Annotated in this window: 20 protein-coding genes; 13 read left to right on the forward strand and 7 right to left on the reverse strand. The window is 67.1% G+C overall.

Annotation, left to right across the window (positions count from 1 at the left end; all coding sequences use genetic code 11):
* Window positions 1–20: 20 nt before the first annotated feature.
* Window positions 21–869 (reverse strand): fumarylacetoacetate hydrolase family protein, encoded by an 849-nt coding sequence (locus tag AC6HZP_RS11060; RefSeq protein WP_497526596.1) that lies wholly within the window; start codon window positions 867–869, stop codon window positions 21–23.
* Between the two features lie 200 nt (window positions 870–1,069).
* On the opposite strand from AC6HZP_RS11060, the gene AC6HZP_RS11065 reads away from it, so the two are divergent.
* From AC6HZP_RS11065 to AC6HZP_RS11085, 5 genes are all read left to right on the forward strand, one after another.
* Window positions 1,070–1,663 carry a LysE family translocator gene (locus tag AC6HZP_RS11065; RefSeq protein WP_497526597.1) on the forward strand — a complete coding sequence of 198 codons (594 nt, stop codon included), beginning with the start codon at window positions 1,070–1,072 and terminating at the stop codon, window positions 1,661–1,663.
* A gap of 76 nt (window positions 1,664–1,739) precedes the next feature.
* The gene (locus tag AC6HZP_RS11070) at window positions 1,740–2,549 is read left to right on the forward strand and encodes a UDP-2,3-diacylglucosamine diphosphatase (RefSeq protein WP_497526598.1); all 810 of its coding nucleotides are present in this window, start codon (window positions 1,740–1,742) and stop codon (window positions 2,547–2,549) included.
* A complete protein-coding gene (locus AC6HZP_RS11075; RefSeq protein WP_497526599.1) occupies window positions 2,546–3,580 on the forward strand; it encodes a glycosyltransferase family 4 protein in 1,035 nt (344 codons plus the stop codon). The genes AC6HZP_RS11070 and AC6HZP_RS11075 overlap by 4 nt, the downstream gene beginning before the upstream one ends.
* A 39-nt stretch (window positions 3,581–3,619) precedes the next feature.
* On the forward strand, window positions 3,620–4,591 hold the full coding sequence (locus AC6HZP_RS11080) for a threonine ammonia-lyase (protein WP_497526600.1): 972 nt from the start codon (window positions 3,620–3,622) through the stop codon (window positions 4,589–4,591).
* Window positions 4,592–4,717: 126 nt separating this feature from the next.
* Entirely contained in the window at window positions 4,718–5,887 is a 1,170-nt protein-coding gene (locus AC6HZP_RS11085; protein ID WP_497526601.1) for an MFS transporter, read from the forward strand.
* Here AC6HZP_RS11085 and dgcA read toward each other — a convergent pair.
* Together dgcA and dgcN are read right to left on the reverse strand one after the other, a co-directional pair.
* Entirely contained in the window at window positions 5,873–6,856 is a 984-nt protein-coding gene (dgcA, locus tag AC6HZP_RS11090; protein ID WP_497526602.1) for an N-acetyl-D-Glu racemase DgcA, read from the reverse strand. The genes AC6HZP_RS11085 and dgcA overlap by 15 nt on opposite strands.
* A complete protein-coding gene (dgcN, locus tag AC6HZP_RS11095; RefSeq protein WP_497526603.1) occupies window positions 6,853–7,866 on the reverse strand; it encodes an N-acetyltransferase DgcN in 1,014 nt (337 codons plus the stop codon). Before dgcN ends, dgcA begins: the two co-directional genes overlap by 4 nt.
* Before the next feature lie 150 nt (window positions 7,867–8,016).
* On the opposite strand from dgcN, the gene AC6HZP_RS11100 reads away from it, so the two are divergent.
* Genes AC6HZP_RS11100 through AC6HZP_RS11115 form a run of 4 tightly spaced genes read left to right on the forward strand, consistent with a single transcriptional unit; the run spans window position 8,017 to window position 11,964 of the window.
* Window positions 8,017–9,159: an ABC transporter permease gene (locus AC6HZP_RS11100; protein ID WP_497526604.1), complete on the forward strand. Its 1,143-nt coding sequence runs from the start codon at window positions 8,017–8,019 to the stop codon at window positions 9,157–9,159.
* Window positions 9,160–9,161: 2 nt separating this feature from the next.
* Complete coding sequence (locus tag AC6HZP_RS11105) at window positions 9,162–9,956, forward strand: ABC transporter ATP-binding protein (RefSeq protein WP_497526605.1); 795 nt, start codon at window positions 9,162–9,164, stop codon at window positions 9,954–9,956.
* Window positions 9,956–11,326 carry an MlaD family protein gene (locus AC6HZP_RS11110; RefSeq protein WP_201403616.1) on the forward strand — a complete coding sequence of 457 codons (1,371 nt, stop codon included), beginning with the start codon at window positions 9,956–9,958 and terminating at the stop codon, window positions 11,324–11,326. The genes AC6HZP_RS11105 and AC6HZP_RS11110 overlap by 1 nt, the downstream gene beginning before the upstream one ends.
* Window positions 11,327–11,382: 56 nt before the next feature.
* Window positions 11,383–11,964, forward strand: a complete 582-nt coding sequence (locus AC6HZP_RS11115; RefSeq protein ID WP_497526606.1) for an ABC-type transport auxiliary lipoprotein family protein — start codon at window positions 11,383–11,385, stop codon at window positions 11,962–11,964.
* A 341-nt stretch (window positions 11,965–12,305) separates the two neighbouring features.
* Here the strand turns inward: AC6HZP_RS11115 and AC6HZP_RS11120 are convergent, their stop codons facing one another.
* The 3 genes from AC6HZP_RS11120 to parE form a co-directional block, all read right to left on the reverse strand.
* Entirely contained in the window at window positions 12,306–13,844 is a 1,539-nt protein-coding gene (locus tag AC6HZP_RS11120; RefSeq protein ID WP_497526607.1) for a DEAD/DEAH box helicase, read from the reverse strand.
* A 147-nt stretch (window positions 13,845–13,991) separates the two neighbouring features.
* On the reverse strand, window positions 13,992–14,435 hold the full coding sequence (locus AC6HZP_RS11125) for a hypothetical protein (protein ID WP_201403619.1): 444 nt from the start codon (window positions 14,433–14,435) through the stop codon (window positions 13,992–13,994).
* Between the two features lie 103 nt (window positions 14,436–14,538).
* On the reverse strand, window positions 14,539–16,584 hold the full coding sequence (gene parE, locus AC6HZP_RS11130) for a DNA topoisomerase IV subunit B (protein WP_497526608.1): 2,046 nt from the start codon (window positions 16,582–16,584) through the stop codon (window positions 14,539–14,541).
* A 551-nt stretch (window positions 16,585–17,135) separates the two neighbouring features.
* Between parE and AC6HZP_RS11135 the strand changes: the two genes are divergently transcribed.
* The 4 genes from AC6HZP_RS11135 to AC6HZP_RS11150 all read left to right on the forward strand — a co-directional run bounded on the left by AC6HZP_RS11135 (window position 17,136) and on the right by AC6HZP_RS11150 (window position 21,576).
* Entirely contained in the window at window positions 17,136–17,957 is an 822-nt protein-coding gene (locus AC6HZP_RS11135; RefSeq protein WP_497526609.1) for a tetratricopeptide repeat protein, read from the forward strand.
* A 279-nt stretch (window positions 17,958–18,236) separates the two neighbouring features.
* Window positions 18,237–20,372, forward strand: coding sequence for an OmpA family protein (locus AC6HZP_RS11140; protein ID WP_497526610.1), 2,136 nt, complete (start codon window positions 18,237–18,239; stop codon window positions 20,370–20,372).
* Between the two features lie 8 nt (window positions 20,373–20,380).
* Window positions 20,381–20,509, forward strand: a complete 129-nt coding sequence (locus AC6HZP_RS11145; protein WP_497526611.1) for a hypothetical protein — start codon at window positions 20,381–20,383, stop codon at window positions 20,507–20,509.
* Window positions 20,506–21,576 (forward strand): helix-hairpin-helix domain-containing protein, encoded by a 1,071-nt coding sequence (locus tag AC6HZP_RS11150; protein ID WP_497526612.1) that lies wholly within the window; start codon window positions 20,506–20,508, stop codon window positions 21,574–21,576. The genes AC6HZP_RS11145 and AC6HZP_RS11150 overlap by 4 nt, the downstream gene beginning before the upstream one ends.
* An 86-nt stretch (window positions 21,577–21,662) precedes the next feature.
* On the opposite strand, the gene AC6HZP_RS11155 is transcribed toward AC6HZP_RS11150, so the two are convergent.
* Window positions 21,663–23,816 carry a transglycosylase SLT domain-containing protein gene (locus AC6HZP_RS11155; protein ID WP_497526613.1) on the reverse strand — a complete coding sequence of 718 codons (2,154 nt, stop codon included), beginning with the start codon at window positions 23,814–23,816 and terminating at the stop codon, window positions 21,663–21,665.
* Window positions 23,817–24,000 lie beyond the last annotated feature (184 nt).

Consider the following 24,000-nt stretch of genomic DNA (forward strand, 5'->3'; position numbering starts at 1 on the left):
AGGCTGTCAGCCAAAGGGGATCAGCCCTGGTAGGCGACGAATTCCTGCTCCTGGTCGCCCAGGCCCTGGATGCCGAGGCGAACCTTGTCGCCGGCCTTCAGGTAACGCGGCGGCTTCATGCCCATGCCGACGCCCGGCGGGGTGCCCGTCGTGATGACGTCGCCCGGATCGAGCTGCAGGAACTGGCTGATGTAGCTGACCAGGTGCGCAACGCCGAAGATCATCGTCTTGGTGTTGCCGGTCTGGGCGCGCTCGCCATTGACGTCGAGATAGAGGTCGAGGTTCTGGATGTCCGCGATCTCGTCCGGGGTGACGAGCCAGGGGCCGAGCGGACCGAAGGTCGGCGAACCCTTGCCCTTCATCCACTGGCCGCCGCGCTCCGTCTGGAAGGCGCGCTCGGACACGTCGTGGCAGACGGCGTAGCCGGCGACGTAGTTGATCGCGTCGGCTTCCGACACGTAGCTCGCGGTCTTGCCGATGACGATGGCCAGCTCGACTTCCCAGTCGGTCTTTTCCGAACCCTTGGGAATCGTGACATTGTCGTTCGGGCCGACGATGCAGTTCGGAGCCTTGTTGAACAGGATCGGCTCGGCCGGGATCGGCATGTTCGTTTCATGCGCGTGGTCGACATAGTTCAGACCGACGGCGATGAAGTTGCGCGTTCCGTTGACGACGGGGCCGAGGCGCGTGCCGGCGGGCACGACCGGCAGCGAAGCCGGGTCGACCTTGGCGACCGCGTCGATCGCGCCGTTCTTGAGCGTCTCCGGGGTGATGTCGGAAATGACGCCCGACAGGTCGCGAATCGTGCCGTCCTTGGCGAGAAGGCCGGGCTTCTCCGAGCCAGGGGCACCGAAGCGTAGGAGTTTCATTGATATTTCTCCGTGTTGGCGGCCGGGATCATGGTCGAGGGGGCGCTGGCTTGCAAGCCCAGATGTCTGATGACTGGAGCAATGCAGCTTGGCCCACAGAGAACAGCTGCGCCGCCATCTGTTCCACAGATAAATGTCAGCATTATTGACCTATTAGGAAGGCCGTGCCACCGTGTCCCGGGCATTGGCGGAGGGCTGTCATGGACCAGATTCTGGCAATTCTGGGCTTCGCCCTGGTGACCGCGTTCACGCCCGGTCCGAACAACACGATGCTGATGATCTCCGGCGCCAACTGGGGCGTCGTTCCCAGCGTGCCGCATATCCTCGGCATCACGGTCGGCTTCCCGGTCATGGTGTTCGCCGTCGGCATGGGCCTCGGCGGCGTGTTCGAGACCTACCCGCTCCTGCACGAGATCCTGAAATACGTCTCGTTCCTGTATCTGCTCTATCTCGCCTGGAAGCTGGCGCGGGCAGGGCGGCACGATACGGAAGGCGCGCGCGAGGGCAGGCCGATGAGCTTCCTCGCGGCGGCTCTGTTCCAATGGGTCAATCCCAAGGCCTGGATCATGGCCGTCAGCGCCATGGCGCTCTACGTCCCGCAGGGCGGGACAATCCTGCCGGCCGTCCTGCTGCTGACCGCCATTTTCGCGCTGACCTCGCTTCCGTCCTCGGCGACCTGGTGCCTGTTCGGAACGGCGATTGCCCGTTTTCTGGACAGCGATCGTCGCGTGGCAATTTTCAATGCAGTGATGGCGGTGCTTCTCGTCCTCTCCATGGTGCCGACCCTGTTCTGAGCGACTGTCACAAATCTGTGGTTCGTGTCGGCTAAGCAATCGACAACGGTCTCCTGGACGAGGACGAATCAAGATCATGTCGAGCGGTGTCGCGCCCCGTCACTTGCGCACGCTTTTCCTGTCGGACATTCATCTCGGTACTCGAGGTAGTCAGGCGGAACTGTTGCTCAACTTCCTAAGATGGCATGACGCCGAGACGATCTATCTTGTCGGCGACATCATCGATGGCTGGCGTCTGAAGAAGGGCTGGTATTGGCCGCAGGCGCACAACGACATCGTGCAGAAGCTGCTGCGGAAGGCGCGCAAGGGCGCGCGGCTTGTCTATGTTCCGGGCAATCACGACGAATTCCTGCGCGATTATCTCGGCACGCATCTCGGCGGCGTCGAACTCGTCGATCGCGCCATCCACGAGACGGCGGACGGCAAGCGCCTGCTGGTGATCCATGGCGACCAGTTCGACGTCGTGGTCCGCCATGCCAAGTGGCTCGCCTTCCTGGGCGACCATGCCTACAACCTTGCCCTCGCGCTCAACACGGTGGTCGGCAAGGTTCGCCGCAAGCTCGGTTTCGAATACTGGTCGCTCTCCGCCTGGGCCAAGCTCAAGGTCAAGAACGCCGTCTCCTTCATCGGCGCCTTCGAGCAGGCGTTAGTAACCGAGGCGCGGCGGGTCGGCGCCGACGGCGTCGTCTGCGGCCATATCCACCACGCCACCATCCGCGACGATCTCGGCATCCGCTACATCAACACCGGCGACTGGGTCGAAAGCTGTACGGCGATCGTCGAGCATCATGATGGCCGGATCGAGATGATCCGCTGGGCCGATGTCGCCCCCCTCTATGCCGTGGCGGAGGAAGAAGAGCCGGAGATCGACAAGGTCGCCGCATGAGCCGCATCCTGATCGCGAGCGACGCCTGGCATCCGCAGATCAACGGTGTCGTGCGGACGCTGGAGCGGTTGTCCCGGCACCTGCCGGAATTCGGCGCCACCCCGGTTCTTCTGACCCCCGAAGGCTATCGCACCGTTCCGTGCCCGACCTATCCGGAGATCCGCCTGACGATCGCAGCACCTGGCGCGATCGGCCGGCGGCTCGACGCGGCGATGCCGGATCACGTCCACATCGCCACCGAAGGGCCGATCGGCTATGCGGTTCGGCGCTGGTGCCGCAAGCGGAAGCGCATCTTCACGACGAGCTACCACACCCGCTTTCCGGAATATCTCGCCGCTCGCCTGCCGGTGCCGGTCGACTGGACCTATGCGGTGTTGCGGCAGTTTCACAATGCCGGCGCCGGTTGCATGGTCGCCACGCCGTCGCTGGAGGCTGAGCTCGCCGAGCGCGGATTCCGCCATCTGATGCGCTGGTCGCGTGGCGTCGACGCCGACCTGTTTCGGCCGGATCGCCGCTCCGACGTGCTCGCGCATCTGCCGCGGCCGATCCATCTCTATGTCGGGCGGGTGGCGGTCGAAAAGAACATCGGCGCCTTCCTCGATCTGGACCTTCCGGGCAGCAAAGTCGTCGTCGGCGACGGCCCGGCGCTGGAGACGCTGCGCCGCGCCCATCCGGAAGTGTCGTTCCTGGGGGCGAAGGTCGGCGATGCGCTCGCGGACATCTACGCCGCGTCGGATTGCTTCGTCTTCCCGAGCCGCACCGACACGTTCGGCGTCGTCATGCTGGAAGCGCTCGCCTCGGGGCTGCCGGTGGCGGCGTTTCCGGTGGCTGGGCCGCGCGACGTGGTGGGCGGCACGGGCGCCGGCGTGCTTGACGAGGATCTGCGCAGGGCCGTGCTGGCGGCGCTCTCGATCCCGCGCGATCACTGCCGCACCGTCGCGCTCCGCCATTCGTGGCAGGCGGCGGCGCGACAGTTCCTCGACAATGTCATCGCGGCGCAAAAAAGCTGCGCCGGAAGCGCTTTCGTGTAAATCTGCGGTCCTGTCACCCTCGCGTCACCGGACAGCGTCATGACCCCCACGATCGAAGACGTCCGCCAGGCGGCCCGGCGTATCGCCGCTGAGGCCATCCGCACGCCGCTGCTCGCGAGCGCCGCGCTCGACGCGATCACCGGCGGGCGCGTCTATCTGAAATGCGAGAATCTGCAGCGCACCGGCTCGTTCAAGTTTCGCGGCGCCTATAACGCCATCGCCTCGCTGAGCGAGGGCGAGCGGGCGCACGGGATCGTCGCTTCATCGTCCGGAAATCACGCGCAGGGGATCGCCGAGGCGGCGCGCCTGTTCGGCGTCACGGCTACCATCGTCATGCCCGGCGACGCGCCGGCCGCAAAGCGCGAGGGCACGATGCGGCGCGGCGCCAGCATCGTCGCCTATGACCGGGCCAGCGACGACCGCGACGCCATCACCGCCTCGATCGTCTCCGAGACGGGAGCCGAGCTGGTCCACGCCTACAATGACCGCCGCGTCATCGCCGGGCAGGGGACGATCGGCCTGGAGATCGCCGACGAGCTCGCGGCGCGCGGCGAGCATGCGGATATCGTGATCACGCCCTGCGGCGGCGGCGGCCTGTCGGCCGGCATCGGCGTCGCGATGTCGGCAGAGAGCCCGGAGACACAGGTCTATCTCGCCGAGCCGGAGGGCTTCGACGACTATCGCCGTTCGCTGGCGTCGGGCTCGATCACCCGCAATGCGCGGACCGGCGGCTCGATCTGCGACGCGCTGCTGGCGCCGCAGCCCGGCGCGCTGGGCTTCGCCATCAATCGCGAGACGGGCGCGCGCGGCGTCGCCGTTTCGGACGCCGAGGCGCTCGCCGCCGTCGCCTATGCCTTCCGCACGCTGAAGCTCGTCGTCGAGCCGGGCGGGGCGGCGGCGCTCGCCGGCCTCCTCACCGGTCGCGTCGACGCGCGCGGCAAGACGGTGGTCATCGTGCTGTCCGGCGGCAATATTGATCCGGATATCCTGGAGCGGGCGCTCGCGGCCTGAACGCCGCCACTCCCGCTTCGTCACCGACATCGCTATCCTGCGAGCGCGCACCCCGGTTCCCCACCGGTGAGTCGCGCATGTCCCGCCGCGAGTTCTCGCCGGCATTTTCAGATCGGCACGTTATCCATGGTCGCCGCGCCGCGCCACTTCGGCCTTCGCATCTCGTTGTTCTATATCGGGTTCTTCGTCGTCGGAGGCCTGATGACGCCGTTCTTCCCGGTCTGGCTCAAGCTTCGCGGCCTGACGCCGGAGGAAATCGGCGCCTGTCTGGCCTTTCCGCTGGCGGCGAGGCTGCTTTTCATGCCGGTGGGCAGCGCCTTCGCCGACCGGGCGCCGAACCGGCGCTTCGCGGTCGTCGTCTTCACCCTGTTCGGCCTGTTGTTCTTCCTGCCTGCCACGCTGGTCACCGGCTATTGGCCGATCCTCCTGCTGACCGGCATCGCGACGGCGATGCTCGGCCTGAGCATGCCGGCGATTGATGCGCTGGCGCTCACCGGCGTCCGCCGCTTTGGGCTCGACTATGGCAACATGCGTGTCTGGGGGTCGATCAGCTTCATCGCAATCAGCCTCGTTGGCGGCGTCGTGTTCGGCCATCTGGGCCCGGCGTCGCTCTCGCCCATGCTGATCGGCGCCTATGTGACTGCGGCGGTGACCGCTTTCCTGCTGCCGGTCACGCCGCCCGAGATCCGCGCCGCCGACGACGCGGCGAAGCCCGAGGCGCTCTCGGCCCGCGCCATCCTGATGAGCCGCGAGTTTGTCGTCGTCATCGCCTCGTTCTCGCTGATCACGGCGAGCCACGCCGTCTTCTATTCCTTCGGCACCATCTACTGGGAGCAGCTCGGCTTCAGCGGCAGCGAGATCGGCCTGCTCTGGGCGGCCGGCGTCGTCGCCGAGATCGGCATGTTCGCCGTGTCGGGCAAGGCGCTGCGACGCCTACAGCCCGAGCGGCTGATCATGCTCGGCGCCGTCGCCGCCATCGTCCGCTGGGGCCTGTTTCCGTTCGCGACCGACCTGGTCTTCTCGCTGGCGCTGCAATTGCTGCACGCCCTGACCTTCGCGGCCGTCTATGCGGGCATGCAGCTCGCCATCGCCCGGCAGGTGCCGGACGCGATGATGGCTTCCGCCCAGGGCATTTCACAGACGGCCTCGGGCCTGGCGCTCGCCGCGACGACGCTGCTGTCGGGTCCGCTCTACGGCCATCTCGGCGCGGCGGCCTTCCCGACCATGATGATCGGCGGCGTGCTGGCGATCCTCGTCCTGCTGGTGCCGAGGAAGCCCCGCTCAGCCCCAGAGTGAGGGCGTTGGCGGGCTGACCAGGCTGCCGTCATAGACGAGGCCGGGCGTTCGGTCGCGCGCCAGCAGGAGCGGGCCGTCGAGATCGACGAAATCGACGTCCTGCGCCAGCAAGACGGCCGGCGCCATCGCCAGCGACGTGCCGACCATGCAGCCGACCATGATCGCGAAATCGTGGGCGCGCGCCGCCTGTTTCAGGCGCAGCGCCTCGGTCAGGCCGCCCGTCTTGTCGAGCTTGATGTTGATCGCGTCGTAGCGGTCGATCAGCTGCTCGAGATCGCCGGCGACATGCAGGCTTTCGTCCGCGCAGACCGGCACCGGCCGATCGGCATGGCGGAGTAAGTCGTCCGCTCCGGCCGGCAGGGGCTGCTCGATCAGTTCCACCCGCGCTTCCACGCAGGCGCGCATGTTGGCGTCGAAATCGGCGGCCGACCAGGCTTCGTTGGCATCGACGATGATCCGGCTCGCCGGCGCGCCCCGCCGGACGGCGGCGATACGGTCGCCGTCGCCGGCGCCGCCCAGCTTCACCTTCAGAAGTGGCCGATGCGCCGCATTCCTCGCCGCTTCCTCCATGCTTTCCGGCGTGCCGAGGCTCAGCGTATAGGCGGTCAGCAGGGCCAGCGGCGAGGAAAGCCCCAGCCGCTCGGCGACGGCGACGCCGCTCGCCTTGGCTTCCAGGTCCCAGAACGCGCAATCGAGCGCGTTGCGCGCCGCGCCGGGCGGCAAGGCGTCCTGCACCGCCGCGCGGTCGGAGAGGCCGCCGGGTCGCCGCGCCGCTGCCTCGATCGCCGCGACCACGCCCTCGACCGTCTCGCCATAGCGCGCATAGGGCACGCATTCGCCACGGCCCGTGGCGTGGCCGTCCCGGATCGTGACGGTGACGACGGTGGCCTCGGTGCGGGAGCCGCGGGAAATGACGAAGCTGCCGGCGATGGGCCAGCGCTCGACGTCGACGGAAACAGTAGAGGTCATGAGGGAGGGAAGTCCTGCAGGATGCGGTCGACGATCGGTCCGACGCCGGTCCGGATCGGATCGACGGCGGGAATATCATGCGCGGCGGCCGCTTCGTCCAGCGTCGCCTGCGCCGCCTCGTCGTCGAGCGCCTGCGTATTGATGGCGATGCCGACGCAGCGAATGGCGGGATTGGTCAACCGTCCGCAGACGCGGGTCAGGTCGATCACCTGCTGGATCGTCGGCAAGGGGTGGCGGACGCCGCGCATCGTCGTGCGCGTCGGCTCGTGGCAGACGACGAAGGCGTCCGGCTGCGCGCCATGCAGCAGGCCGAGCGACACGCCGGCGAAGGAGGGATGGTAGAGCGAGCCCTGGCCCTCGATCAGGTCCCAGTGGTCCGGCGCCGCATCGGGCGACAGCCATTCGACGGCGCCGGAGATGAAGTCGGCCACCACCGCGTCGATGGCGACGCCGCGGCCGGAGATGAACACGCCCGTCTGCCCCGTCGCACGGAAGTCGGCATCGAGGCCGGCGGCGCGCATCTGCCGCTCCAGCGCCAGCGCCGTGTATTTCTTGCCGACCGAGCAGTCCGTCCCGACCGTCAGCAGACGCAGCCCCGAGCGCTTGGTTCCCTTGCCGGTATCGAAACGCTGCGACGCGTGCCGGACATCGTACAGGCGGCGCCCCCAGCGGGCGGCGGCCGCGCGGATGGAGGGATTGTCGCCGAGACGCGCGTGCAGCCCGGAGGCGACGTCGAGCCCGGCATCCAGCGCCTCCACGATCGAGCTGACCCAGTGATCGGGAAGAACGCCGCCGGCGTTGACCGCGCCGACGATCATCGTCCTGGCGCCGGCGGCTCGCGCTTCGGCGATCGTCATGTCGGGAATGCCGGCATCGGCGCGACAACCGGCGAATCGCAACTGCCCGACGCACCATTCCGGTCGCCAGTCGACGATTCCGAGCGCGGTCTTGGCGGCGAGGGCATCTGGAACGTCACCCAAAAACAACAGGTAGGGTGTTGCGATCTCCATCACGACTTCCTTTCCCGCCAAAGGCTTGCCCGCAGTTCCGTGCTTGTGCGATCACCTAATCGGAGATGGGAGCTTAGGAGGCGCCCCGCGGTGCCACAAGTGCCGCTCGCCCCTTCCGCCCCTCGGTCAGGCGTCGAACGCGGAGCAGTCGTGGCGACGGCAGCAGCAACAGCAGCGCAACTCGAATTCTCGGACCAGAACGGGCAGGCGCGTCTGCGCGCCCTCGGTCCCTGGACCGTGCGCAGCGTTGGCGGGCTGGAAGCCTCGATCGACGACGCGATTGCCAGGATCTCCGGCGCGACGGTGATCGACCTGTCGGCTGTCGAGCATATCGATACGGCCGGCGCTTGGCTCATTACCCGGCTCGAGCGCGGCCTGCGCGCCAAGCAGAGCGACGTTTCCGTCGAAGGCGCCTCCGAAAACGCCAAGCGGCTGCTCGAGGCGCTCGATCCGGCCGAGCGCGAGGTGCCGCCGTCGCCGGCGCCCGTCGGCGCGGCGCTGGAACTGGTCGAGGCCGTCGGCCGGACCATGTATCTGTCGTGGCAGGATCTGATCGCCGGCTTGAGCCTGCTCGGCGGCGTGACGCGCGGCTTCGTCAGGGCCGTGCTGGACCCGAGGCGCTTCCGCGTTACCTCGATCGTCTATCACATCGACAGGACCGGATTTCGCGCCGTCCCGATCATCACGTTGATGTCGCTGCTGATCGGCGCGATCATTTCGCAGCAGAGCGCCTTCCAGCTGCGCGCGTTCGGCGCGGAGATCTTCTCCGTCGATCTCGTCGGCATTCTCGTCCTGCGCGAGATCGGCGTCTTGCTGACCGCGATCATGATCGCCGGCCGCTCCGGCAGCGCCATCACGGCCGAAATCGGTTCGATGAAGATGCGCGAGGAGATCGATGCGCTGAGCGTCATCGGCGTCGACCCGGTCGAAGTGCTGATCATGCCGCGCATCATCGGGCTGATCATTGCCTTGCCGATGCTGGTGTTCCTGGCGGATATCGCCGCGCTTGTCGGCGCGGGGCTCGTCAGCTGGGTCTATATCGGCCTGCCGCCCGAGGCCTTCATCGACCGGGTGCGCGACGCGGTGGCGCTCAATACGCTCTTCGTCGGCCTGATCAAGGCGCCGTTCATGGCGCTGATCATCGGCATCATCGCAGCCTCCGAAGGCCTGGCCGTTCGCGGCAGCGCCGCCTCGCTCGGCCAGCACACGACGGCGGCCGTGGTGAAGGCGATCTTCATGGTGATCGTCGTCGACGGCCTCTTCGCCCTCTACTTCGCCGCGGTGAACTACTGATCATGACGGAAACCGCGCATGGACATGGCCGCGAGAAGGAAGTCGTCATCCGGGGACGGGGGATCACCGTCGGGTTCGGCGACCGGCTGATCCTGGAAAATCTCGATATCGACGTCTATCGCGGCGAGATCCTCGGCGTCGTCGGCGCGTCCGGCACCGGCAAGTCCGTGCTGCTGCGCACGATCCTCGGGTTGCAGTCGAAGCGGGCCGGGTCGGTCGAGATCCTCGGAACCGCCTATGACGAGGCCGATCCCGATACGCGGGCCCAGATCGACCGGCGGCTCGGGGTCCTGTTCCAGCAGGGCGCGCTGTTCTCGTCGCTGAACGTGCTGCAGAATGTCGAGTTTCCCATCCGCGAACACCTGCATCTGTCGCCACGGCTGATGGAGGAACTCGCCCGTCTCAAGATCGATCTCGTCGGACTGGGTCCGGAGGCGGCCGACCGCATGCCGTCCGAGCTTTCCGGCGGCATGATCAAGCGCGCCAGCCTGGCCCGGGCTCTTGCGATGGATCCGGATATCGTCTTTCTCGACGAGCCGACCTCGGGCCTCGACCCGATCGGCGCGACCGAGTTCGATGAACTGATCGCCACGCTGCGGGATACTTTGGGGCTGACCGTGTTCATGGTAACGCATGACCTCGACAGCCTGTACACGGTCTGCGACCGAATCGCGGTATTGGGCGACCGCCATGTGCTGATCGAGGGGACCATCGACGACATGCTCGCGTTCGATGATTCCTGGGTCCAGAAATATTTCCGCGGCGCGCGTGCACGCCGCCTGGAGAATGAAGCTTAATGGAAACGCGCGCCAACTATGCCACGATCGGCCTGTTCACGCTCGGCGTGATCGTCGCGTGCTTTGTCTTCGTCTATTGGCTCGCGCGCTATGACGAGAGCGGCATCCGCAAGCCCATGCGCATCCTGATTCCCGGCTCCGTCACCGGCCTCGCGCCGGGCAGCCAGGTTTTGTTCAACGGCATCAAGGTCGGCGAAGTCCGCACGCTCCGGATCAATCCCGAGGATCCGAACGAGGTCGAGGCCATGGTCGGCGTCGATCCGACCCAGCCGATCAAGGCCGACACCAAGGCGACGCTGGGCATCCAGGGCCTGACCGGCATCGCCTTCATCGAGCTGAAGGGCGGCTCCGGCAAGCTGCCGAACCTGCTGGACCAGCCCGGCATCCCGACCCTGGAGGCGCAGGGCTCCGGCCTGCAGGACCTGATCGCCAGCGCCCAGGAGCTTGTGTCGAAGGTCAACACGGCGGTCGATCGCGTCAACGGCTTCATCGACACGGCGGAACCGTCGCTGACGACGTCGATCAAGAACGTCCAGACCTTTACTGACGCGCTCGCCGAGAACTCTGCCGGCGTGAAGGAATTCATGAGCCATTTCGGCGATCTGTCGAAGCGCCTCGGCTCGCTTTCCGAAACGCTGAGCGGCGCCGTCCAGAAGGCCGACAAGATCATCGCCGCGATCGATCCGAGCAAGGTCGCGGAGACGATCGCGAACATCGACAAGGTGACGCAGAAGCTTTCCGCCTCGTCGGACGCCTTCCCGGAGATCGTCGCCAACGTGAAGAATATCTCCGAACAGCTCGGAGACACGCTTGCAGGGGCGAAGCAGATCATCGCGGCGATCCAGGTCGAAGCCGTGAAGAGCACGATCAACGACATCGCCACCGTCGCGCGACGCGTCCAGACGGCAACGGTCGACGTGAACAAGATCGTAGCCGATGCCGGCCAGACCGTCGCGGATGCGAAGGACTTCGTTGCCAGCGTCAAGGCGAAGCAGTCCGACATCGACCTCATCGTCGACAACACGCGCGACATGATCCAGAAGCTGAACGCCGCGTCGACCCGCATCGACGGCATTCTCGGCAAGGTTCAGGACCTCGTGACCGACCCGAACGGCAAGAACTTCTTCGCCGAGGCGACGGCCGCCGCCGCCGCGATCCGCAAGGTCGCGGAAGCCTTCTCGGGCAGGGCCGGCCAGATCGCCGACAACCTCGCCAATTTCAGTGGCCAGGGCTTGCGCAACGTCGACGGGCTGGTCGACCAGCTGCGTCGGACGACGACGCAGTTCGACCGGACGCTGAATTCCATCCAGAGCAATCCGCAGCGCTTCATTTTTGGCAATCCGACGGTACAGGACTACAACCGGAAATGACGCAGAGTGGGGCACGTCAGACCATGCACTTCCTGAAGCGATCCCGGACTGTAGGGATGTTCTCGACGCTCCTGTGCGCGGCGCTGCTGTCGGGCTGCGTGAGCAAGCTTGTGACCTCGCCGCCGCCGGTTACCTATGACCTGGCGGGGCTGCAGTCGGCGCCGGCCGTCAAGGGGCGCACATCGGCCCAGGTTCTCGTGCCGGAGCCGTTCGCGCTGCAGACGCTGGCGAGCCAGCGCATCGTCGTGACGCGCGGCTCGCTCGTCGCCTACTACCCGAACGCGCAATACCCCGACACGCTGCCCCGCGTGGTTCAAAGCCGGATCATCCAGGCGTTCGAGAAGTCGAAGAGCGTGCGCGCCATCGGCCGGCCGGGCGAGGGGCTGTCGATCGACTACCAGCTCCTGACCAACCTCCGCACCTTCGCGTTCAACGTCACGCCCTCGGGCCGCTTCGCCGAGATCGAGCTGTTCGCGCAGATCATGAACGACCGCAACGGCAAGGTCGTCGAGGCCAAGGTGTTCGAGGCCTCGGTGCCCGTCGCCGAGGATACCGCGCCGGCGGCCGTGGCCGGCCTCAACGCGGCGTTGGACGAGGTCCTGAAGGAACTCGTCGCCTGGGCCGTTCCGCGGCTCTAGCGCCTTCATCGTTTCGCTGAATTCATCCGGCGGCGGGTCGCGTTTTCACACGTGAAGCGGGATCCGCCTCACCGGAACGCGGCATGACCGGACGCGGGGCGATATGCCCCGTCCGCCCAGCGGTTCGCCTGAGCGCAAGTCGACAGACCAAGGCGCGCTGAGAGCAGCGGGACCTTCTGCCGGATCAATCTGAACTTTTGGGAAATGGAAGCGGGCGCCTGAGGGCGGCCTGGGCGACGCTTCGTGGCATCATATGCCGAAGGGGGCGTCCGGGATGCGGATAGCCCAGATATCCATGCCTCGCGGGATCGGAGGCATGGCGGACAGCCGATATGGGCTGATCAGGAGGACGGCGCGCGAACCGGGCGCAGCAGGAACTGCGGCACGTGATCGCCGAGGCCGATGACCTTCTCGTCATTGTCGTTGCGATCGCGACGATCGGAACGGGCAGGGCGGTCACGCTGATCGCGCTCGCGGCGCGGATTTTCCTGCTGGCGGGCGGCGTCCTGCTGGCGCGGGGCTTCCTGCCGCTCGCGACGGGGAGCCGCCTCGGGCTTGCGCTCGCGCGGTGCCGGCTCGGCTGCAGGGGCGTCCGGCGCCTCTGCGGTCGCCTCGACGGCGGCCTCGGCGCGGGGCTTGTCCTGCTGACGCGACGACGAACGTCCGCCGCGCGGCTTGCGCTCGCCACGGGAGTCGTCGGACTTGCGACCACGGCCACGACCGGCGGGAGCCGCCTCGTCCGAGGCGCTTGCCGGCTGGATCTCGTTCATCCAGGTCACGCCGTCGCCCGTCAGCTTCTCGATCGCGGCCAGGTACTTCTGGTCGGACGGGGCGACGAGCGTCATGGCGGTGCCGGAACGTCCGGCGCGGCCCGTGCGGCCGATGCGGTGGACATAGTCGTCCGCATGGGTCGGGATGTCGAAATTGAACACGTGGCTGACATCGGGGATGTCAAGGCCGCGCGCGGCGACGTCGCTGGCGACCAGCAGCGTCAGGCGGTTGTTCTTGAACGCGTCCAGCGTCGCCATGCGGGCCCGCTGGTCCATGTCGCCATGCAGCGCGCCGACGGAGAAGCCGTGCTTCTCGAGCGAGCGGGCGAGGACGGCGACGTCACGCTTGCGATTGCAGAAGATGATCGCGTTCTTCAGGTCGGTCGCGCCGCGGATCAGCTCGCGCAGAGTCTCGCGCTTGTCGAACGCCTCGCGGCCGGTATGCACGAACACCTGCGTCACGGTCTTCGCGGTCGTGGCCGGCTTGGCGACCTCGATGCGGACCGGGTTCGACAGGAACGTGTCAGCGAGGCGCTGGATCTCCGACGGCATGGTTGCCGAGAAGAACAGCGTCTGGCGCGTGAAGGGGATCAGCTTGGCGATGCGCTCGATGTCGGGGATGAAGCCCATGTCGAGCATGCGGTCCGCCTCGTCGATGACGAGGATCTCGACGCCGGTCATCAGCAGCTTGCCGCGCTCACAATGGTCGAGCAGGCGGCCGGGCGTCGCGATCAGGACGTCGACGCCACGGTCGAGCTTCTTTTCCTGGTCGTTGAACGACACGCCGCCGATCAGCAGCGCCACGTTGAGCTTGTGGTTCTGACCGTACTTGTTGAAGTTCTCTTCAACCTGCGCCGCGAGCTCGCGGGTCGGCTCCAGGATCAGCGTGCGGGGCATGCGCGCCCGGGCGCGGCCCTGCTCCAGCAGCGTGATCATCGGCAGCGTGAAGGACGCGGTCTTGCCCGTGCCAGTCTGGGCGATGCCGAGGACATCGCGCCGAGAGAGCACATGCGGGATCGCCTCTGCCTGGATCGGCGTGGGCGTGGTGTATCCGCTTGCCTCAACGGCAGCCAACACCTTGGGGCTCAGTCCGAGCGTAGAGAAGGTCATGTTTTGAAAAAGGGCCCAGAGCCCGACGGGACGGCAAACCAGCACATCACCATCGATGAAAGATGCACGCAAATACGAGATTTTGCGTGGACTTGTCAAATGTTTCGGCGAAAAGGGCCGATTTCCCTCGCTGTCGCGGCCGGGAGGTCAGTTGCTGGCCGGTCCGAAACGATAGCTGTCGTCGTCGCCGATGAAGAGCTCGTAGCTCTCCCGCGCGCCATCGGCGGCCGGATTGATCATCTCCAGGAAGATGCTGAGGCCGTCGTCGTCCGCCTCGATGACGAAGTCGCCGATATTCTGCTTCAGCTCGATCAATTCCTTGATGTCGACCGTGCGGGTGACCGTGAACGCGCCGTCGGCGCCGCTCGCCAGCCACTGCACGAACAGTCGCGCCACCGGCTCGGGCCCGCTGCGCACGACGACGACGCGATAGACCCCCTTGGTGCCATCCTTCTCCCAGGTGCCGGCCGTGCGGACCTCCTGAACCGAGGTGGCGATGGCGGCGACGCTGTCGGCGATCGGATCGGCGCGCAGGGGAGCGACCGTCGCCACGGTAAGGATACAAGCCGTCAAAAGCGCGCGAACGGTCATCTCTGAACCTCCTTGAAACGGGATCCACATCGAGCGATCCCGGGGACGGGCAAAAGGTCCCTGGACGAGTTTGGCGTCGAACCGCGACAATCCCGTGTCGCGTTCAGATATCGAGCTCTTTGGCGAAGACGGCGCGCTCCTGGATGAAGCGGAAGCGCTCCTCCGGCTTGTTGCCCATCAGCTGTTCGACGACATCCTGGGTGAGCGAGATATCGCCGTCAACGATGCCGACGCGCAGCAAGGTGCGCTTGCCGGGATCCATCGTCGTCTCCTTGAGCTGGCCGGGCAGCATCTCGCCGAGGCCCTTGAAGCGGCCAATCTCGACCTTTCCCTTGCCCTTGAATTCGGTCGCCAGCAGGTCTTCCTTGTGCTGGTCGTCACGGGCGTAGAGCGTCTTGCCGCCCTGGCTGATGCGATAGAGCGGCGGCACTGCGAGATAGAGGTGCCCCTTGTCGATCAGGGACGGCATCTCGCGATAGAAGAAGGTGATCAGCAGCGAGGCGATGTGGGCGCCGTCGACGTCGGCGTCGGTCATGATGATGACCTTGTCGTAGCGCAAATCGTCGTCGCGATAGTGGGTGCGCGCGCCGACGCCCAGCGCCTGCATCAGGTCGGCCAGCTGTTGGTTCTGCGCCATCTTCTCGCGGCCGGCATTGGCGACGTTCAAGATCTTGCCGCGCAGCGGCAGGACGGCCTGGCTGGTGCGATTGCGCGCCTGCTTGGCGGAGCCGCCTGCGGAATCACCCTCGACGATGAAGATCTCGCTGCCCTGGGCCGCGCTCTGGCTGCAGTCCGCCAGCTTGCCGGGAAGGCGCAGCTTGCGCACCGCCGTCTTGCGGTTGACTTCCTTTTCCTGCCGCCGGCGCAGCCGTTCCTCGGCGCGCTCGATGACCCAGTCGAGCAGGCGCGAGGCTTCCTGCGGCGCTGCCGCCAGCCAATGGTCGAACGGATCGCCGATCGCCTTCTCGACGATGCGCGTCGCTTCCGCCGTCGACAGCTTGTCCTTGGTCTGGCCGACGAATTCCGGCTCGCGCACGAAGACCGACAGCATCGCCGCGCAGGACGTCATCACGTCCTCGGCGGTGATCGCGGCGGCGCGCTTGTTGCCGGAGAGCTCGGCATAGGCCTTGAGGCCGCGCAGCAGCGCCATGCGCAGGCCCTGCTCATGCGTGCCGCCTTCCGCGGTCGGGATCGTGTTGCAGTAAGAGCGGACATAGCCGTCGCCCGGATACCAGGCGATCGCCCATTCCGCCGCGCCGTGCCCGCTCGCCTTGTCGGTGCGGCCGGCGAAGATCTGCGACGTGATCGTCTTCTCGGCTCCGAGCTCGGCCGCCAGGAAGTCCTTCAGGCCGGCGGGGAAGTGGAAGACCGCCGACGGCGGCGTCGCGCCCTCGGGATCCAGCAGTTCCGGCGCGCAGGTCCAGCGGATCTCGACGCCGCCGAACAGATAGGCCTTCGAGCGGGTCATGGCGAACAGGCGCCAGGGCTTGAAATGGGCCTCGGCACCGAAGATCTGCGGATCCGGCTTGAAGCGGGTCTTGGTGCCGCGACGATTGTGGACCTCGCCGACCGCTTCGAGCGTCGAGGTCGGATGACCGCGCGAGAAGGTCTGGCGATAGAGCCGCTTGCCGCGCGCGACTTCGACTTCCAGCAGTTCCGACAGCGCATTGACCACGGAGACGCCGACGCCGTGCAGGCCGCCCGAGGTCTCGTAGACCTTGGAATCGAACTTTCCGCCGGAATGCAGCGTCGTCATGATGACTTCGAGCGCCGACTTGTCCTTGAACTTCGGATGCGGGTCGACCGGGATGCCGCGGCCATTGTCGGTGACCGTCACGCTGCCATCGGCCGAGAGTTCGACATCGATGAAGGTGGCGTGGCCGGCCACGGCCTCGTCCATCGAATTGTCGATCACTTCGGCGAACAGGTGATGCAGCGCCTTCTCGTCGGTGCCGCCAATATACATGCCGGGGCGACGACGCACCGGCTCGAGCCCCTCGAGGACCTCGATGTCGGCGGCGGAATAGCTGCCTTCGGCCGCGAGTGGCGCCGCCGTACGCCGCGGGGCGGCCTCTTCGCGGGGCGTCTCTGCCGGCTTCACTGCGCGCGCGGTTCCACCGGCTCCGAATAGGTCGTCGATCTCTGCCATGGTCATCCGTTGTTGTGTGGCCCGTGCAATGGCGTGATGGAGGCGGCGAATCAAGACGGAATTTTGCCACGCCTCATGCGAGGGCGCGAGTGTGTTCCTCGTTTGTTCATTCTGACGCGAGCCGCCGGCCGCTTTCCGGCGCCAGGCCGGCCGACAACCCTGACGACGTATTGCCCGGTCCCGCTACGATTCCATGTTGCGGTCCCGCAACACTGGTTTCGCATCTCGCCGCCGGGGCTACCGGCCCGCCGCAATTGCCGCCTTTCAGCCATAAAGTGAAACGACCGTCGCTTTCATCCGGGGGCGGATAGGACAAACCTTGCGTATTGTCGGCACAAAATCTTGTTGGTCTTCAGCGGTACACGGAGCTGTGATGGCGCGCGTAGTCAAACGCGCCTGCAACCGCCTCGGATTCGCCCGAAACCAGTCCCATATTTCCGGAAATCGAAATTTCCGCGACGTCGCGGAACGGAAAGAGAACTTCGCTTCGACGACCCTGATGGCCCTTTGGCCGTCGGCGGGCGCGGGCGGCAAGCATGGTATGACGTGCAATGCGATTCTATAACGCGTTCGGCGGCGTCGCCCTATTTGGCATGTCCGTCCTGGCCGGGCTCGGTGCGTGGTCGGGACAGGCGCTGGCCCTCGACGCCCGTACGCTCGACCGTAACGCGACGCCGGTGGAGGCCTTCCGCTTCGGCTTCAACGCCTACAAGCAGGGCGACAAGACGACGGCGGTCGAAGCGCTGACCTTTGCCGCCGACAAGGGACACGCGGTCGCCCAGTGGAAGCTCGGGCGGATGTATGCCGAGGGTGACGGCCTCACCAAGAACGACGTGAAGGCCTTCGAGCTGTTCAGCGAAGTCGCCGACGCCCATGCCGACGACAATCCGAACGCGCCGTCCGCGCGCTTCGTATCCAATGCGTTCGTCGCGCTCGGCTCCTACTATCGCGATGGCATCCCGAACAGCGTCCAGCCGGATTTCGGCCGCGCGCGTCAGATGTTCTCCTACGCCGCCTCCTATTTCGGCGACTCCGACGCCCAGCTCAATCTCGCCCGCATGTATTATGACGGCGAGGGCGGCGACCGGGATCCGCGCCAGGCCGCTCGCTGGGCCAAGCTGTCCGCCGACAAGGGCAATGTCGGTGCCCAGGCCCTTCTCGGGCACATGCTGTTCGAAGGCGACGGCGTCACGCGGCAGCCGGTCGTCGGCCTCATGTTCCTGACGATCGCGCGGGATCGCGCCCCGGCGACAGACGGCTGGATCCAGAAGCTGCAGGAACAGGCCTTCTCCGTTGCGACGGAGACGGAGCGACGCACCGCCCTTGCCATGGCGGATGACTGGATCGGCAAGAACCCGCCGAGCGTCCAGTAAGCGCGCGGTTCGCGCCCGACATTCGAGCAACACACGCCATCTGCATCGTCGCCCGGGCAAGCTTGCCGGGGATGACGGCTTACATGCGCTTGCGGCGCCTCGGCCAATTCGGCGAGGATCGTCCCCAGCACTCGTCAGCCGAACCGGAGCCTTCTCTGGCGCGGGCTCCGGCGTTCGGGAGGGAGGCGACATGGAAAGCAGCGCGAAGCAACGCGCCTTGTCAGCCTGGTTGTCGAGGCTGCCTGCCGATGCGCGCCGGACGCGGGGAGTACTTCGGCGATGAGCGCATGGCGCCTGTGCCTGATTCCCGGCCTCGTCATCGTGACGATCCTGACGCTTCTTGCCCTGTTCATGACGTCCGGCCGGGTCGCGCGCGACATCGGCGAGCGTGTCGACGCGCAGCTGGCCATCGACGGCCAGCCCTGGGCAACCGGCAAGGTGAGCGGTCGCTCCGTCACGGTCATGGGCACGTCGCCGACCTTGCTGGCGCAGCGCCTGGCCGTCGAATCGGCCGGCCGCGTCTGGGGCGTCGATCGGGTGGTCGACGGCAGCGGCATCATCCCGCTCCAGTCGCCCTATATCTGGTCGGCGACGCGTACCGCGAGCGGCGTCGCCATCACCGGCTACGCTCCTTCCGAAGAGGCGCGGCAGGCCGTGCTGGCATCCGTTGCCCGCGTCCTGCCCTCGGTGACGCTGGACGGCACCCTGGTTCTGGCGCGCGGCCAGCCCTCCGGCTACCTCGCTCTCGTCGATTTCGCGCTGCAGCGGCTCGCCGAGCTCGATATCGGCACGGTGACGCTGACCGGCTCCAGCCTGTCCGTCGACGGCACGGCGCGGGACGAGGCGAACTTCGCGCTGGCGGCGCAGGCCCTGTCCGGCGGCGTGCCGGCGGGTGGGCAATTGCGGAACGTCCGGGTTCTGCCGCCGCGAAGCGAGAATTTCTCCTGGGTCGCGGACTATGACGGCACCTCGGTCAAGCTCACCGGCTTCGTGCCCTCCGTCGCGGTCCGGCGGGATATCGCCGACGCGCTCGCGACGGCGTTGCCCGGAACGCCCGTGGAGGATACCACGCAGCTCGCCTCCGGCGTGCCGGACGGCTTCGCCTTCGCCGCCGTGTTCTCCGCCTACCAGCTGGCCCGCTTCAGCCAGGGGCGTATCGTCATCGACGGATCGCTGCTCTCCGTCGAGGCCAAGGCGAAGACGGTTGCCGATTACGAGATGGCGCTTGCCGAGATCGAGGCGCGTCGCAGCAAGCGGCCGGTCGGCATCGGCATCGGTACGATCGATCTGCTGCCGGCGGCCGTGGATCCCTATGTCTGGCGGGCCGACCATACCGGCGACAGCCTGGTCCTGACCGGCTATGTGCCGTCGGTGGCGGCGCATGACGAGGTCCTCGGCATGGCGGCGAAGCTCTTTCCCGAGCATTCGATCGTCGATCACGTTCGCGTCGCCGACGGCGATCCGAAGATGGACTGGATCGGCGCGCTCAAATTCGCGCTGACGCAGCTGGCGCAGCTCGACAAGGGCTTCGTCTCGCTGACCGGCCGGAAATACGACATCGTCGGCGAGGCCTCGTCCTCGGCCGCCTATTCGAGCCTGACCGAGGCGCTCAAGAAGATCCTGCCCGCCAGCATGGAGCTGCGCCGTTCGGCGGTATCGCCGGGCGCCGTGTCGCCTTTCGTCTTCGCGGCGGCGCGCGGCTCGGAGACGCTGACGCTGAGCGGCTATGTCCCGACCGATGAGGTCGTGCAGAAGATCGTCGCGGTGGCGCGGCCGAAATTCGGCTCCGACAGGATCGAGTTGCGGCTGCTGCTCGCCGGCGGCGCGCCGGACGGCTTCGTCGAGGCGGTCGACGTCGCGCTGCAGGCGGTGAGCCGCCTGCAGGGCGGGCGCTTCGACCTCGTCGACCAGAAACTCTCGCTGTCCGGGGTGGCGGTGTCAGAGGGCGCGCGCGGCGCGATCGAGGCGACGGTCAAGTCGGATCTGCCGCCGGGCTTCGAGATCGCCTCGTCGCTGATGGTCGCCGTCGGAGGCGATCCGTTGACGGGCCCGCAATGCCAATTGGCCCTGCGCGCGGAGGCCGACCGCGAGAAGGTCCAGTTCGACGGCAGCACGGCGCGGATCCTTCCCGGCAGCTACGGCCTTCTCGACCGGATCGCGGCGATCGTCCAGCGCTGCCCGATCGCGACGGTCGAAATCGGCAGCCATACGGATTCGCAGGGCGGGACGCGCAAGAATCAGGCGCTGAGCGTCGAGCGCGCCAATGCCGTGGTCGACCACCTGGTCGCCGATGGCGTCCGGCGCGAGCGTCTCAACCCGATCGGTTATGGCAGCAGTCGGCCGATCGCGTCGAACTCGAAGGCTTCCGGCCGAGCGCAGAACCGGCGCATCGAATTCGGCATCGTTGGACAGTAGGAGGCGGCATGGCCTATGTGATCGTAAACTACTGGCCATTCCTGGCGGCGGCCGGCGGTTTCGGCTTCCTGGTCGGCTGGTGGGCGCTCGGCTCGAGCCGCCGCGCGCATTCGTCCGATGGAGGCACCGCGCCATGATCCTGCACGCGGCGGAGATCTGGGCGGCGCTGGCCGGCTGCTTCATTCTGGGAGCCCTGGTCGGATCGATCTTCCATCGGGCGATCGCGCTGACCGGCGCGAACCGCGCGCAGGCGAGCCTCATTCGCGGGATCGATCGGGTGGTCCGCGCGCTCGAGCGCATTCTGTTGCCTTGGCGCGGCACCGTGCCTGCGATCCTGCCGCAGACGGTTCCCGTCCCGCCGCCGGACTTCAGCCCGGTTCCGGTCCCGGTCATTCCGGAGGTCCATCCCGTCATGGAATCGCTTGCGTCGGGACCCCTCGAGATCGATCCGTTCCCGTCGGAAAGGCTGGCCGAAGCCGAGCTGCTGCCGCCCGTCTCCTACGCCTACGCCCACCTCGATCCGGCGACAGCATCCGATCCGACCTCGCATGGCGATGCCAGCGGCTTCCAGCCACTTCCCCTGCCGGGTCCTCGCCATGGCGTCGCCGATCCGTTGCACGCCATCGTCGGCCTGACGAAGCGCCACGCCGGCCGCCTCGCCGAGGTCGGCATCTATCATTTCAGCCAGATCGCCTCCTGGACGCCGCAGGAGGTCGCCTGGATCGCCGCCTATCTGCAGGTCGGCGATGCCATTGTCAGCAAGGACTGGGTCGGGCAGGCGATGCATTTCGCCAGCTCCGACGAGCCGATCGTCGTGCCCGAGCGCGTCCGCAAGGCTCCAGTGGCCGCCAAGCCGAAATCGCGCCCGAAGCGGTCGAAGGTGAAAGCAGAGGCGGTGGCGGAAACGGTGGCGCTCGAGGAGCGGGCGTCGGCAGAGGAGCCTCACGGCGAGGAGGCTTCGACGGGCGACGCATCGGCCAAGCCAGCCCGAAAGAAGCGGGCAGCGAGCAAGGATGGCGGTACGCGGGAAGCAAAGCCCCGCGCCAGACGCAGGAAGTCCGCCGAGAACGCGGCAGTCTCATCCGAGACGGGCGCGGCCGCGGTCGTGGCGGCAGTCGAGGAGCCGGCAGCCGCATCGCCCGATCCCGGGCCGCGTGAGGGGGAAAACTCCGAGAATTCGGCGGATCATCGCCGCGAGCCGTGACGCGGCGATGCGTGAGAGGCACGCCACGATGATCCGCATAGCGCGGACGGGATGGGGCCCGTCCGGTCAGGTTTCCTTGAGAGGAGTTAGCTGCGGCCGCCGCGATTGAGGTCGCGGTTGATCACGAGGGCCGGCTCGCCGAGGCGGGCGCGGTAGACCTGCAGGTTCTCCATGCAGCGCATGACGTAGTTGCGCGTCTCGCTGAAGGGGATCCGTTCGATCCAGTCGACGGCGTCGACATTGGGATCACGCGGGTCGCCATATTGCTGGACCCACTTGGTGACGCGGCTGCGGCCGGCGTTATAGGCGGCGAACGACATGATGTAGGAGCCGTTGAAGCCGTTCACGAGCTCGGCCAGGTGGGCCGCGCCGATGGTGGCGTTGTAGCCGGCGTCGCTCGTCAAACGGTCCAGCGAATAGGGCAGGCCGGCCGCCTTGGCCACGACCTTGGCCGTGCCGGGCATCAGCTGGAGCAGGCCGCGCGCGCCGGCATGGCTGACGGCGCCGGGATTGAAGGCGCTCTCCTGGCGGGCGATGGCGTAGACGATCGACTTCTCGATGCTGGTGGTCTTCACCGAGCGCGGGATCGCCGCCGTCGGGAAAGCGAGGGTTTCGACCGGCAGGCCGCGCGTATAGGCCTTCTTGCCGACCTGCAGCGCCAGCTGGTGGTCGCCCCGCTTTTCCGCCATCTGGGCGAGGAGCGCCATCTCGGCCGGATTGGTCAGGGTCTCGGAAAGCCGGACGTAGAAGGCCCGCGAGCGGTCATTGTAGCCCGCAGCGGCGAAGCGCTGCGCCGCCTGGACCATCGGACGGCTGTTGAAGCGCTTCTGGAGCGCGCTGTCCGCCGTCGGCGGCGACGAGAGCTTCAGCTGCTTGACGCCGAGCTTGGAGGCGGCCAGCTGGCCATAGAAGGTCGTGGGATAGGCGGCGGCGAGGCGGTACTGCGCGGTGGCCTCGGCCTTCTCGCCCAAGGCTTCCGCCGTGCGGCCGAGCCAGTACTCGGCGCGCGACTGGCTCAGCGGCATGCTCGAGACCTGCTGGATCGCCTGGAAGTGCCGGCGGGCGACGGCGGGGCTGTTCAGGAAACGCAGCGCGTACCAGCCGGCATGGAACTCGGCATCGGCCTGGTTGCTGCTCGATTCCGCCGCATGTTCCGATACCAGCTTGTAGGCGAGCTTGGCGTTGCCGAGGTCGAGCAGTTCGCGAGAGAGCACGCGCCGTTCGATCCACCAGGCGTCGGGGTCGACAAGGGCGGCGCCGTCGCGCGGCGCCGTCAGCATCAGGGCCGCCGCCTCGCGGTAGTTCTCGCCCCGGCGCAGATACTGCACCTTGGAGTAGATGTAGCCCGGATCCTTGCGCAGGCGCGCCGGCACCTTCTCGAGCAGGGCCCCGGCGTTCTTGTCCTTGCGGATGACGGCCGCGCGGGCCGCCGCCAGCTGCTGGATGTCGCCACCCAGCAATTTGGCCATGGCGAGGCCCTCGGCCGCGTCGTTGTCATAGAAGAACTTGTCCATCCGCGTCTTGTGATCGGCGGTGGTCAGCAGTCCCCCGAATTCCTTCAGGATCGTCGCTTCGGTGCTCTGCGAGAACGAATCCTTGCGCCACTTCGGGCGGAGCAGGGCGGCGGCGTCCTTGGTGCGGCCCGCGCCGACATAGGCGCGCAGCAGCAGTAGCGTGCCCTCGTCCGAACCCGGCTGGGTTCCGCCGAAGGCGCCGATGACGGTGGCGGGATCGGCGTTCATGCGCGTCAGCGCCTGCTCGGCGCGCCGGCGCAGCAGCGCCTGTCCCGGCCAATCGGAGAGCTCCTGCGCCACCTGCGTAATCTGCGATACGGGGACGTCCGGGCTGCCGCTCTGGGCCACGAGCCAGGCGATGATGTCCTGGTTGGTCTTGTCCGGCATCATCCGGCCGAGCGCCTGCGCCTTGCCGATCTGTCCGCTGTCGATGAGCTTCAGGGCGGCGTCGAGGCCGAGCTGGCTCGGCGAAAGACGCTCGACGAGATCGTTGGCCTGCGAGGCGGCACCGGCATTGGCCGGCCGCGACGGCTTGGCGACGGGGGTGATACCGGAGGTGATGATTTCCCCGGACACGTCGGCGCCGCGGGAGGGGTTGGAGCGGGGAAGGGGCGTGGTCGAGGCGATGGCGTCGCCCAGGATGCCAAGGCTGATCAGAGCGCAACCTGCTGCCTGGGTCAGCATCCATCCACGACGCTGCCAGCTGCGATCCGCTTTCATCACCATGTCATCACCTCTCGTTTCGTTCCGCGCCTCCGGCAGCTCCATCCTGGACGAATATCCCGATAGCGCTCTGACGAAGCCCGCTCGACGCACACCAACTCGTACAAGCAGCCTCGACCCTACGCGGTCATGGTGAACAAAGGCTTGACGCAACCTGCCGTCCAATGCGGAGGTGTTGCCCTGCCAA

The sequence above is a fragment of the Kaistia sp. SLG-1 genome, assembly GCF_059699055.1.